Annotated in this window: 13 protein-coding genes; 4 read left to right on the forward strand and 9 right to left on the reverse strand. The window is 32.2% G+C overall.

Features of this window, described 5'->3' with window-relative positions:
* Positions 1-4 precede the first annotated feature (4 nt).
* From lepB to A8975_RS13275, 3 genes are all read right to left on the reverse strand, one after another.
* Entirely contained in the window at positions 5-676 is a 672-nt protein-coding gene (lepB, locus tag A8975_RS13265) for a signal peptidase I (protein WP_131507860.1), read from the reverse strand.
* A gap of 30 nt (positions 677-706) precedes the next feature.
* A complete protein-coding gene (gene prfA / locus A8975_RS13270) occupies positions 707-1783 on the reverse strand; it encodes a peptide chain release factor 1 (protein ID WP_134201093.1) in 1077 nt (358 codons plus the stop codon).
* Between the two features lie 77 nt (positions 1784-1860).
* Positions 1861-2559 (reverse strand): hypothetical protein, encoded by a 699-nt coding sequence (locus A8975_RS13275; RefSeq protein ID WP_134201095.1) that lies wholly within the window; start codon positions 2557-2559, stop codon positions 1861-1863.
* A 213-nt stretch (positions 2560-2772) separates the two neighbouring features.
* Between A8975_RS13275 and A8975_RS14680 the strand changes: the two genes are divergently transcribed.
* On the forward strand, positions 2773-3060 hold the full coding sequence (locus A8975_RS14680) for a hypothetical protein (protein WP_131507866.1): 288 nt from the start codon (positions 2773-2775) through the stop codon (positions 3058-3060).
* Positions 3057-3719, forward strand: a complete 663-nt coding sequence (locus A8975_RS13285) for an ABC transporter ATP-binding protein (RefSeq protein WP_134201097.1) — start codon at positions 3057-3059, stop codon at positions 3717-3719. The genes A8975_RS14680 and A8975_RS13285 overlap by 4 nt, the downstream gene beginning before the upstream one ends.
* On the opposite strand, the gene A8975_RS13290 is transcribed toward A8975_RS13285, so the two are convergent.
* From A8975_RS13290 to A8975_RS13305, 5 genes are all read right to left on the reverse strand, one after another.
* Positions 3716-4672 carry a DUF3078 domain-containing protein gene (locus A8975_RS13290; protein ID WP_129761573.1) on the reverse strand — a complete coding sequence of 319 codons (957 nt, stop codon included), beginning with the start codon at positions 4670-4672 and terminating at the stop codon, positions 3716-3718. The genes A8975_RS13285 and A8975_RS13290 overlap by 4 nt on opposite strands.
* Before the next feature lie 33 nt (positions 4673-4705).
* Positions 4706-5884 (reverse strand): AIR synthase related protein, encoded by a 1179-nt coding sequence (locus A8975_RS13295; protein ID WP_134201099.1) that lies wholly within the window; start codon positions 5882-5884, stop codon positions 4706-4708.
* Between the two features lie 36 nt (positions 5885-5920).
* Positions 5921-6616, reverse strand: coding sequence for a Curli production assembly/transport component CsgG (locus tag A8975_RS13300; protein WP_243832989.1), 696 nt, complete (start codon positions 6614-6616; stop codon positions 5921-5923).
* A gap of 225 nt (positions 6617-6841) precedes the next feature.
* Positions 6842-6985 carry a hypothetical protein gene (locus A8975_RS14590; protein WP_165353718.1) on the reverse strand — a complete coding sequence of 48 codons (144 nt, stop codon included), beginning with the start codon at positions 6983-6985 and terminating at the stop codon, positions 6842-6844.
* A gap of 180 nt (positions 6986-7165) precedes the next feature.
* On the reverse strand, positions 7166-9352 hold the full coding sequence (locus A8975_RS13305) for a glutamine synthetase III (protein ID WP_134201101.1): 2187 nt from the start codon (positions 9350-9352) through the stop codon (positions 7166-7168).
* A gap of 250 nt (positions 9353-9602) precedes the next feature.
* Here A8975_RS13305 and A8975_RS13310 point away from each other — a divergent pair, with 250 nt between their 5' ends.
* Positions 9603-10619 (forward strand): glutamine synthetase beta-grasp domain-containing protein, encoded by a 1017-nt coding sequence (locus tag A8975_RS13310; protein WP_129761570.1) that lies wholly within the window; start codon positions 9603-9605, stop codon positions 10617-10619.
* Positions 10620-10689: 70 nt separating this feature from the next.
* Here A8975_RS13310 and A8975_RS13315 read toward each other — a convergent pair whose 3' ends face one another.
* A complete protein-coding gene (locus A8975_RS13315) occupies positions 10690-11640 on the reverse strand; it encodes a calcium/sodium antiporter (RefSeq protein ID WP_131507876.1) in 951 nt (316 codons plus the stop codon).
* Positions 11641-11780: 140 nt separating this feature from the next.
* On the opposite strand from A8975_RS13315, the gene A8975_RS13320 reads away from it, so the two are divergent.
* Positions 11781-12140: a BlaI/MecI/CopY family transcriptional regulator gene (locus A8975_RS13320; RefSeq protein WP_129761568.1), complete on the forward strand. Its 360-nt coding sequence runs from the start codon at positions 11781-11783 to the stop codon at positions 12138-12140.
* Positions 12141-12142 lie beyond the last annotated feature (2 nt).

Here is a 12142-nt window from a genome sequence, read left to right on the forward strand (position 1 = left end):
GCTATTACTGGTAAATATAAATTATTGTTCCTAAAATATTCTCTTCAGAAATTAATCCAAGATATCTAGAATCATACGAATTTGAACGATTATCTCCTATTGCAAAATATTTGTTCTCAGGTATATGTATTGGCCCAAAATTATCAGAATTCCATTTCTTGCCATACTCCAAACTCACTAACTCATCAATAGCATCAACACTCATGACTTCTGGATTAAGCTTCAAATTTAGTTCTTCTACTTTATTGTCATCAATAAAAACAGAAATTGAATCCGAATAAATTGAATAATAAAACTGATTACTTTCAATATGCGGAGAAATTTGAGAATCAAAATAATTTCTTTCAAACTTATACAATCTCCTTAAATCAAGACCCTTATCAATATTGATATTATTCACAAACAAAGTTCCTTTTTTTATCTCTAAAACATCATTAGGCAAACCAACCAGCCTCATAGCAACCTCATAATTCGATGTATCACTTTTTACTTCAAAACAGATAAAATCTAATCTTTCAGGTTTAACAAAACTTGACCAAACAAATTTAGCTCCTTGTTTTAAATTAGGTTCGTTAGCAAGGGTTGGATAATTATAAAACCTAAGTATATCAAACATCCAAAGAAAAGTTTTCAATACTGCTAGGACAATAAAAACTATTACTATTTTTTTCTTCATAAAAAAAGCCTCAAAAAAAGAGGCTTGTTGTTATATGGTTTCGTCACTAGCTTTCAACTTTTCAGTGTTTTCAGCCAGCATTAATTCGTCTATTATTTTTTGGATATCTCCATTAACGATGTTCTGTAAATCGTAAAGTGTTAAACCAATTCTGTGGTCAGTAACACGTCCTTGTGGATAGTTGTAAGTTCTAATTTTAGCACTTCTATCTCCAGATGTTACCATACTACCACGTTTTGCTGCATCTTCTTCTTGCTTTTTCGCAAGCTCTAAGTCATACAAACGCGAACGTAATACTTTAAAGGCTTTTTCCTTGTTTTTGTGCTGTGACTTTTGGTCTTGACACTGAGCCACCAAACCTGTTGGGATATGCGTTAAACGTACAGCTGAATAGGTAGTGTTTACCGATTGTCCTCCTGGTCCTGACGAACAGAAATAATCAATACGCACATCTTTTGGGTCTATTTCCACATCAAATTCTTCGGCTTCTGGGAATACCATAACCGTTGCAGCGCTTGTGTGTACTCTACCTTGTGTTTCGGTTTGCGGTACACGTTGCACACGATGTACACCTGCTTCAAATTTTAAAGTTCCGTAAACATCTTCACCAGACACTTCAAACTGGATTTCCTTAAACCCACCATTTGTTCCTTCGCTAAAATCAACAGTACTTACATTCCACCCTTTTCCTTCGCAGTATTTAGTATACATTCTAAATAAATCTCCTGCAAAAATACTAGCCTCATCTCCACCAGTTCCTGCACGTAATTCAACCACAGCATTTTTAGCATCTTCAGGATCTTTTGGTATTAGTAAGAATTTAATTTCGTCTTCTAAAACAGGTATTCTTGCTTTAGCTTCATCATACTGCATTTTAGCCATTTCAACCATTTCTTGGTCACTTCCATCAGAAATGATTTCTTCAGCTTCAGTTATATTATTTACAAGCTCTTGGTACTCATCACGCTTATCAACAAGCACTTTAAGATCTTTGTATTCTTTATTGAGAGCAACATAGCGTTTTTGGTCTGAAATAATATCAGGTTGAATGATTAGGTCACTAACCTCATCAAAACGCTGTTTTACTATTTGTAATTTATCTAACATTTATCTTCTTAAAATTGTGCCGCAAAAATACGATAATTTATGAATTTAAAATGTTTAAATCTGCTCGATATACATTGCTAGATAACTCTACCCTTTTCACTCACGCTTTTTGCTATATATTTTTTTGAATATATTATAGTAAAACAAAGTCCCATAGTATAGAAAAAACGTTCAAAGTAAGACAAATTATCATAACCAAGATAGTACCCAAAGGATGAAAATATGTCTGAAAAAAGGAACAACGCTAAAAGAAATGCAAAATACTTAGCACCTTTAAAGTCAGTACTATTATACCTAAAAGCTATAATCAGAACAATCATTAAACATAAACCATGTATATAAAACAATAAGCTTAGACCTGCTTCTAGATTTTGTTCAATAGAATCAATAAGTAATTTAATTATACCGAATCCTAAAAAAGACACAAATATATAAGACAACCAATCTAAACGGGTTATTTTGACATTTCTCTGAAGCGGAATTACATGCCACATTAACACAACATAAAAGAGAAGTTTAAATATGTTAACTAAAAAAGAAAACACAATGTTTTCATAATATATAAGTGAAATATTGGCTAATAATGCCAATACAAATGCCAGAAGTAGTTTAAAATTTAAGTAGCATTTGTTATACAAAAACACTACAAATAAAAGAAACACAACAACACAATTAGTTTCATCAAAATATTTTAATCCGAATTTATATATAGATAAAAAATTGAATAAAATTAAGATGATGGTAGTTATAAATACTCCTAAATTTGTTTTAAGCATTATAAAAATAGTATGAAAAAATTACTGTAACCTTTCTTACTTAAAAGAAACTTTAAACATACAACACTTACTCTTTTATCCAAGTATTTTTTCATAAAATATTTCTTTAAATTGAATTTACAATGATTTATGAATCCTTAAATTTTAATATGCACTATTAGCTACGAATACTGCTTCAAAATATTTTTATTAAAAATACGTTTTCTTAGTATTATGCAGCAATTTGGAGCTATACTTGCTTTTTACAGACCTTATTTTATTTGGTCTTTTCTTGTTAATATTGGCATTACTATATTTAACCCACACATTGTTCCTGCTGTAATTACTAAACTCTTCCTTACTGTGTTTTTATGGTATTTAGTCACCGAAACTAATGCTAGACGAAAGCTTATTTTCTACAAAAACTTAGGTATCTCATCTTTTAAACTTTTCTCGTCCCTTTTTATAATAGACATATCTATAATGATTGTTTATATTATACTCATTAAAGAGTTTATATGACGTTAGAGGTAGATAATGTTGAGCTTTATTTTAAAGACAAATGCATTTTAAACGGTATTTACTTAAAAGCCGAAACTGGAAAAGTCACAGGTGTACTTGGTAGTAATGGTTCTGGAAAAAGTTGCTTGTTAAACATTATTTTTGGCTCGTTACAATCAAAATATAAACTTATACGAATTGATGGAAAGCCAATTACATCTGCTTTATATAAAACAAAACTCGCAAGCTTTTTACCTCAATTTAATTTTACTCCAGATCGCGCCAAGTTAAAAACTGTCTTCAAACTTTTAAAGATAGACTGGAATGATTTCGTAGCAGAATTTGAATCGTTTTCGTCTTACAAAGACAAAAGGTTCAATAAACTTTCAGGTGGAGAACGTCGTGTAATTGAAACTTACCTAATACTAAAAGGAAAAAACAAAATTGCTTTATTGGACGAACCTTTTTCGCACTTATCGCCTTTACACATTCAAAAAATTATAGGCTTAATTTCTGAAGAAAAGCACGAAAAGATAATCATCATAACGGATCACATGCATAAAAATGTAATTAACACAAGTGACAACCTATATCTAATAAAAAACGGATGCAGTAAGCCTATTAATGATCTCAAAGAACTTGAGACCTACAACTATGTAAGCACAGGAAGTCTAGATTAAAAGTCTACAACAACGCCAACGCCTAAAAGTTGTTTCCATTGTACTCTAGCTCCTTTTTCAACAAACTCGTCTTCTACTTCGGTTGGTTCAATGATTTTTACATCATTATCGTATTTTAGATGAGACCCTAAAGTTGCTCTCACATAATTGTTTACTTTAAAATCGAAGACAACTTCCCAATCGACATCTACATTTCCAAAACTATTGAGATAGTCTGTGTAAAAACTCACTAAATTCACTATTGATATATTTTCCAGCAATGTCGTTTCGTAGGCATTAGTTATTAAAACTCCCATTTCGGTTCGTACTCGTTGACCAGGAATAAGTACATTACCTTCGTCATCAAATTCAGCAGGTGTAACACCAAAAGAACCAGCATTAGCTAAATCTTCATCCAGAACAAATGTTGATTTAAAGGTTAATGGCGATAAATACAAATTAAGCTTCTCCATATTTTTACCATACTCTGCTCCAACACCAAAAAACAAATAACCAGGTGCCATAAACTGAGAAATAGGATTATTTCTGTCAGGATAGTTATATCCATTGGTAATTTGTGTTTTAAAGTTAAACCTTGCAGAATAAAACCAGTTATTTAGGGTATCTTTTCTATAGCCTAAATTTGACGCTAACTCAATAACATCTTCTGTTTTTCTTACTTTTTGACTCTCTTGCTTATTAATTCCGTAACGTACAGAACCAATACTCTTCCAAACAAAATTTTTATGTCTATAAGTTAAATTAGAAGTTACACCTACAAGCGCAGATATTGAGTTACTACCACCAGCACTCCAGTTTACAAATGCCACTTCACTTAAATCTAAACCTGCCCTATTTACCAATTCCCATTTGGGAGCAATCTCTTTAATTTTCTTCTTGAAAAACAATGAATCTGGTTGTGAGTATGAAAATTGAAATACTAATAAAAAGATAAGGTAAAAAAGGTTTTTCATTATATCATAGGGTTTTAAGCGGATGTGAAAATTTTAGTAGTTAAAGGTTCCGTATTCACTCTCAATAGTTAGTTTTTTAGTTGAAGACGCTTCAACTCTTCCAATAATTTGAGCGTTTACGTTAAATGATTTTGAAATTGTAATAATGTCTTGTGCAACTTCAGGAGATACATATAACTCCATTCTATGTCCACAATTAAACACTTGGTACATTTCTTTCCAGTCTGTATTTGATTGCTCTTGAATTAACTTAAACAACGGAGGAATTTCAAACATATTATCCTTAATTATGTGAAGGCTGTCTACAAAATGAAGGATTTTAGTTTGTGCTCCACCAGAGCAATGTACCATTCCGTGAATGGAATCACTATTGTATTTTGACAAAATATTCTTAATAATTGGAGCGTAAGTACGTGTTGGCGACAGTACTAATTTACCTGCATCAATTGGCGAATTTTCAACAGCATCAGTTAACTTCACATTACCAGAATACACTAAGTCTTTAGGCACAGAGGCATCAAAACTTTCAGGATATTTTTCTGCTAAATAATTATTAAAAACATCATGTCTAGCCGATGTTAATCCATTACTTCCCATTCCGCCATTGTACTCTTTTTCATAAGTTGCTTGACCAAAAGACTCTAAACCAACAATAACATCACCTGCTTTAATATTAGCATTATCAATGACATCTTCACGTTTCATTCGAGCAGTAACAGTAGAATCTACAATAATGGTTCTTACCAAATCACCAACATCAGCAGTTTCTCCACCTGTAGAATGAATGGTTACTCCAAAGTTTTTTAATTCAGAGATCAGCTCTTCAGTTCCATTAATAATAGCCGAAATAACTTCTCCTGGAATTAAGTTTTTATTTCTCCCTATAGTTGAAGACAGCATAATATTATCAGTAGCACCAACACATAGAAGGTCATCAATATTCATGATAAGTGCATCTTGCGCGATACCTTTCCATACTGAAACATCTCCTGTTTCTTTCCAATACATATAAGCTAAAGACGATTTTGTACCAGCTCCATCTGCATGCATAATCAAGCAATGACCTTCATCGTTTGTTAAATAGTCTGGTACAATTTTACAGAATGCTTTAGGAAACAAGCCTTTATCAATATTCTTGATAGCGTTATGCACGTCTTCTTTAGAAGCTGAAACGCCTCTTTGCGCATATCTTTTACTTATATTTTGACTCATGGATTTGTTTTGAGCCACAAAAATAAGGATTGTAATTTATTTTTTACCCCAATTTTGTTTCTCAATTATAGAATTGGTGTTAATAACTGTTGGTAATTTGGCTAAAATCTTTTCTCTTTTCTTAGTTCCACCTAAATAAAAGTTAATTCCGAACCCAATTCTCCAGTATACATCATCAGCATCACCAAACTCAAAACCGTCAAGTTCATCGGTAAAAACATAATTATAGTCAGCGTAAAGCTTTAACCCCAAACCTTCAATAACTATATATTCTACGCCAAGTCCTGCTTGTGCCTTCATATCTGTACGTTCAAAATAATTAGCCGCATTATAACCTGCTCCTACAAACACATAAGGTGTGAATTTTTCATAAGGTAGCATTGTATACTCTAAGTTCAAATCGAAAGACATAAACCCTTCATTAAAAATATCTTTATATGCAAGATTGAACTTGTTGTACCCGAAATTGATATTTAAATAAGGAAAGATATAACGTTTATAACCAACATGAAAAAACACTTCAAATAAGGGATCGGTAAAATAATCTCCATTCATTACTGAAGTTCCTCCTGCAATATCAATAACATTATCACTTCTGTAGTCATAAAATTTTAGCTTTTTAAAAGCTTTACTGTTATCAAGGCTTTCGCTTTCCTGACCAAAAGATATAGTCGCGTAGAAAGTTAGGAATATTAAGACAAGCGTCTTAATACATTTGAATTTTGCTATCATCAATTTAGTATTAATTAAACGTTCTTTAATTAATAACAAAAGAGATTTAAAGTTCTAATTATGAGGCAATAAGGAGCGCAATATAACAAAATAAAATTCAAAGAATCAACTTATTAGGTATTTCTGAAACAAAAAAGACAGATGATTTTAAAATCACCTGTCTTTTTCCTATTAAATGAGTGTGAAACCCATTTAATAAAACAGTTAAGTATTTACGAAAGAATATTATGACTCTTTCGTTACTTTCATTTCTGTCTTAACAACACTTGTGTCATGTGTTAATTCGTCATTCTCTACATTAGAATCATCTTGAGAAAATAATAATGTAGCAAACATCAAAGCAGCCACACTTAATAGTAACTTCTTCATTTTACAAATAATTGATTAATAGCGTCACAAACTTACTAAATTAAGTAGCTGACCTGACTATGTTTAACCAAATAATCGATTATTAGTAAAATTTAGCGTTGAAATGCTATCCCACTCATTTTCATGTACGTATACCTACTTATCATTTTTTACAGAAAAGAGCCACAAACACAGTATTTACTACTTAGTAAAAAGTAGCTCTCTGTATTTTGTAAGTGGCCAAAGCTCATCATCAACAAGTAATTCTAACTTATCACAATGGTATCTTATATCATCAAATATTGGTTTAACTTTATTACAGTAAGCATGTGCTTTCTTTTCTATATCTTCAATTTTATTTGAGGTTTTACGTTCTTCTGTCATTTTTGTAACATTAGAATTTATAGATGCAATGTGCCCAGAAATTTCTTCGATTAAATTCAACTGTTCTTGAGCTAATTTTTTATAGTTTGTTCCATAAATTTCTTTTAACCCTTTTACATTATCAATCAAGATATTTTGATAACGTACAGCAGTAGGAACCACATGATTTCGAGCTATATCTCCTAATACACGACCTTCAATTTGAATACGCATAATGTATTCTTCCATTTCAATTTCATATCGTGCTTCAGACTCTACTTTATTCATAATACCCAACTCCTCAAAAAGGTCGATTGCCTTTTTGGTTACTTTAGCTTTTAATGCTTCAGGAGTGGTTTTATTATTACTTAAACCTCTTTTCTTAGCTTCTTTTTCCCATTCGTCACTGTAGCCATTACCTTCAAATAATATGTTTTTGGATTTTTTAATATACTCTCTAAGAATATTAAATACAGCCTCGTCTTTTTTAAGGTTTTTCTTATCTATAAGCGCATCTACTTCTTTTTTAAACTCTATTAACTGTTTTGCCATAATAGCATTGAGCGTGGTCATTGGGTTTGCACAATTCGCTTTAGAACCTACAGCTCTAAACTCAAACTTATTACCTGTAAAAGCAAAAGATGAAGTTCTATTTCTATCAGTATTATCCAATAAAATCTCAGGAATTTTCCCAACCACATTAAGTTTAAGGTCTGTTTTTTCTTCTGGTGACAGTTTACCATCGGTTACATTTTCTAGTTCGCTAAGCACTTTAGTTAGTTGTTCACCAATAAATACCGAGATAATTGCTGGTGGAGCTTCGTTTGCTCCTAACCTATGATCGTTACTTGCCGAAGCTATTGCTGCTCTTAACAACTCCTCATTATCATTAACTGCTTTTATAGTATTGATAAAAAAGGTTAAAAACTGAAGATTACTCATTGGTGTTTTTCCTGGACTTAATAAGTTAACCCCTGTATCGGTTCCTAAACTCCAGTTGTTATGTTTACCTGATCCATTAACTCCTGCAAAAGGTTTCTCGTGCAGCAACACCTTAAAATTATGACGTTCGGCAATCTTACCCATTACATCCATTAATAATGAATTATGGTCTACTGCAAGATTAGCTTCATCATATATTGGTGCCAACTCAAACTGATTTGGCGCCACCTCATTATGTCTAGTTTTTACAGGAATTCCCAACAACATACACTCGTGCTCTAAATCGCGCATATACGCCATAGCTCTATTAGGTATTGTACCAAAATAATGATCGTCTAATTGCTGTCCTTTGGCCGAAGAGTGACCTAATAAAGTTCTTCCTGTTAAAACAATATCTGGTCTAGAAGCTGCCAAACCACTATCTATTAAAAAGTATTCCTGCTCCCAACCTAAAGACGCATTTACTTTTTTCACATTTTTATCAAAATACTTACACACATCTACAGCTGCATTATCAACTGCTTGAAGCGCTCTAAGCAATGGTGTTTTATAATCTAAAGCTTCACCTGTATATGCTACAAAAACTGTTGGAATACATAATGTAGTACCATAAATAAATGCTGGCGAAGTTGGATCCCAAGCGGTGTAACCTCTTGCTTCAAAAGTATTTCTTATTCCTCCATTTGGGAAACTAGATGCATCTGGTTCTTGCTGTACAAGTTGACCTCCTCCAAATTTTTCAATAGCTTGACCTCCTCCTAATGGCTCAAAAAAGGCATCGTGTTTCTCAGCTGTAGTTCCTGTTAAAGGCTGAAACCAATGTGTATAATGCGTTGCTCCTTTAGAAATTGCCCACTCTTTCATTCCTGTTGAAATATGGTCAGCAACAACCCTATCTATTTTTGTCCCTTTATTTATAGCATCCATAACGCTCATGTAAGCTTCTTTTGTAAGGTATTGTCGCATTGAAACCTCATTAAAAACATTAGCTCCAAAGATTTCAGAACGTCTTTCTGTTTCTTTAATCTCTAAAGGTTTTCTTGTTAATGATTCTTTTATCGCATGAAATCGTAATGTGGACATAACGTATGTTTTTGTTTGTTAATAAAGTACAAACTTATAGTTATGATGAATTTTAAAAAAGCGAATTAACATTAGATTATTAACAATTTAACAATTAAGACGCTTTAAAATGATTATTTATTAAAATCACCCCTTAAATTTAAGGGTGTAAATAAAAAAATATCACTTGTTAATAAATTAACCCCTCAAAAATGACACTTAAAAACAAAAAAATTATATTTGTAGCTTAATTACAAAAACTATTTACACAATGGCAAAATCTAAACTTGAGTACATATGGCTGGATGGTTACTATCCTACTCAAAACATGAGAAGTAAAACAAAGATTGAAGAAGACTTTAGCGGTAAACTAGAAGACTGTCCTATTTGGTCTTTTGACGGAAGTTCAACACGACAAGCAGAAGGTGGATCTTCTGACTGCTTATTAAAGCCTGTTGCAATTTTTCCTGATCCTGAAAGAAAAAATGGATACTTAGTAATGACTGAAGTTTTAAATGCAGATGGTACTCCTCACGAATCTAACGGAAGAGCTACAATTGATGACGATGATAATGACTTTTGGTTTGGATTTGAGCAAGAATATTTCATTATGGACACTAAAACACAATTACCTTTAGGTTTCCCTGTAGGAGGTTATCCTGCGCCTCAAGGATTGTATTATTGTTCAGTTGGTGGAAAAAACACTCATGGTAGACAGCTTGTTGAAGAGCACGCTGATTTATGTATTGCTGCTGGTTTAAACTTTGAAGGTATCAATCAAGAAGTTGCTTGTGGTCAATGGGAATTCCAGTTATTTGCCAAAGGTGCTAAATTAGCTGGTGATGAATTATGGGTTGCACGTTATCTTTTAGATAGATTAACTGAAAAATATGGTTACTATATAGAATACCACCCAAAACCATTAGGAAAAGATATGGATTGGAATGGATCTGGTATGCACGCCAATTTCTCTAATACCACTTTAAGAACTTGTGGTAGCAAGGAAACTTATGAAAAAATATGTGAAGCTTTCAGACCAGTTGTTAAAGAACACATTGAAGTTTATGGTGAATTTAACGACCAACGTTTAACAGGAAAGCACGAAACTGCAGCTATAACTGATTTTAGTTATGGAGTTTCAGATAGAGGAGCTTCAATTAGAATACCTATTATTACTGTTGAAAAAGGCTGGAAAGGCTGGTTAGAAGACAGACGTCCTGCTTCCAATGGAGATCCTTACAAAATTGCTGGTAGAATTGTAAAAACAGTTAAGTCGGCAAATGTTTAATTAGACATTATCTTGTTTTGTTCATAAAAACAATCACAAAAGCTTACATTAATTTGTAAGCTTTTGTTTTTTATACCACTGCGTAATAGATAAATATCAAATACGCACCAAACAACAAAAAGCCTTTTAAACGTCCAAGTTCGTAACGTTTAGGCAAAAACACTAATGGAATTAATACAGCCGCAAAACCTATCATCCAAAAGATATTGGTCGATAAAATTTCTGGAGTATTTGGATTTACTGCTATTGGCTTTATAATAGCTGTAAGCCCTAAAACCGATGCAATATTGAAAATATTTGAACCTATTAGGTTTCCTAAAGAAATTGCTTTTTCCTTTTTAAGTGCTGCGATAACTGATGCTGCTAACTCAGGAACACTTGTACCAATTGCAATAACAGTAACCGAAATAGCATACTCACTTACTCCAACCGCTGAAGCTAAATCTTTTGCGCCTTTTACCAACCACTCACTACCAAAATACAATGCAGCAGCTCCTATTAATAACCAAAGTATAATTTTAAAATTAGATGTTTCTTTAAGCGAATCGTCGACCTCATCTAAATTAACTTTAGTTTTTCTTCTAGAATCTTTAATAAGCACAACAAGGAATATTGTAAGCATAACAATAAAAAGCACACCTTCCATCAAGCTTAAGTAATCATCATTTTTCAGAAAAACATAAAGTAACACAGACATTAGCATCATCATTGGCCAATTCAATCTGTAAAAGTCTTTATCTACTAATAACGGAGAAATAATTGCGGTTATACCCAAAACCAAACCAATATTGGCAATATTTGAACCAATAACATTTCCTAAAGAAATATCAGAAGAACCATCTAAAGCAGCTTGCAAACTCACTAATAATTCAGGTGCAGAAGTTGCAAAAGACACAACTGTCATACCTATTACAAGCTTGGATAATTTTAATTTAAATGAAAGTGCAACCGATGAGCGTACTAAAAACTCACCTCCTACCACTAAAAGCAATAACCCTAAAATAACCCAAATTACACTCATAAAAACTATTTTTTGGCGAAGATACTATTTAGTTTCAATCTGTGCTAAAAACTAAAAATTTCGTTAAAAAACTATATTTGTAGTTGTATAACTAGAAAAATAGTTATAAGTTTGAGTATTCAATCAAATTAAAATCCACTATGCAAAAGTTAACCAATAAGGAAGAAGAGATTATGCATGTACTCTGGAAACTTGAAAAAGCTTTCGTTAAAGATGTACTTGCTGAAATAAAAGACGACAAACCTCATTATAACACACTATCAACCATAATTAGAAACCTTGAAGAAAAAGGTTATGTAAGTTATAATGCTTATGGTAAAACGCATCAATACTACCCTATTATTTCTAAGGAAGCCTACAAGAAACGTTTTATGAACACAGCAATTGAAAACTATTTCAACAACTCATACAAGAATGTTGTATCGTTTTTTGCTAAAGAAGAAAAGATAAGCGTTGATGAACTTAAAGAGATTATTGCTTTAATTGAAAACAAGAGCTAGTT

Source organism: Meridianimaribacter flavus, from assembly GCF_004366715.1.
GTDB classification, from domain to species: domain Bacteria; phylum Bacteroidota; class Bacteroidia; order Flavobacteriales; family Flavobacteriaceae; genus Gaetbulibacter_B; species Gaetbulibacter_B jejuensis.

Bases quoted from the DNA above. Each gene is read 5' to 3' on its own strand.
- A8975_RS13290 (WP_129761573.1), bottom strand. From the start codon at position 4,672: ATGAAAAACCTTTTTTACCTTATCTTTTTATTAGTATTTCAATTTTCA.
- A8975_RS13315 (WP_131507876.1), bottom strand. From the start codon at position 11,640: ATGAGTGTAATTTGGGTTATTTTAGGGTTATTGCTTTTAGTGGTAGGA.
- prfA (WP_134201093.1), bottom strand. From the start codon at position 1,783: ATGTTAGATAAATTACAAATAGTAAAACAGCGTTTTGATGAGGTTAGT.
- A8975_RS13300 (WP_243832989.1), bottom strand. From the start codon at position 6,616: ATGATAGCAAAATTCAAATGTATTAAGACGCTTGTCTTAATATTCCTA.
- A8975_RS13275 (WP_134201095.1), bottom strand. From the start codon at position 2,559: ATGCTTAAAACAAATTTAGGAGTATTTATAACTACCATCATCTTAATT.
- A8975_RS13295 (WP_134201099.1), bottom strand. From the start codon at position 5,884: ATGAGTCAAAATATAAGTAAAAGATATGCGCAAAGAGGCGTTTCAGCT.
- lepB (WP_131507860.1), bottom strand. From the start codon at position 676: ATGAAGAAAAAAATAGTAATAGTTTTTATTGTCCTAGCAGTATTGAAA.
- A8975_RS13320 (WP_129761568.1), top strand. From the start codon at position 11,781: ATGCAAAAGTTAACCAATAAGGAAGAAGAGATTATGCATGTACTCTGG.
- A8975_RS14590 (WP_165353718.1), bottom strand. From the start codon at position 6,985: ATGAAGAAGTTACTATTAAGTGTGGCTGCTTTGATGTTTGCTACATTA.
- A8975_RS13305 (WP_134201101.1), bottom strand. From the start codon at position 9,352: ATGTCCACATTACGATTTCATGCGATAAAAGAATCATTAACAAGAAAA.
- A8975_RS13310 (WP_129761570.1), top strand. From the start codon at position 9,603: ATGGCAAAATCTAAACTTGAGTACATATGGCTGGATGGTTACTATCCT.
- A8975_RS14680 (WP_131507866.1), top strand. From the start codon at position 2,773: ATGCAGCAATTTGGAGCTATACTTGCTTTTTACAGACCTTATTTTATT.
- A8975_RS13285 (WP_134201097.1), top strand. From the start codon at position 3,057: ATGACGTTAGAGGTAGATAATGTTGAGCTTTATTTTAAAGACAAATGC.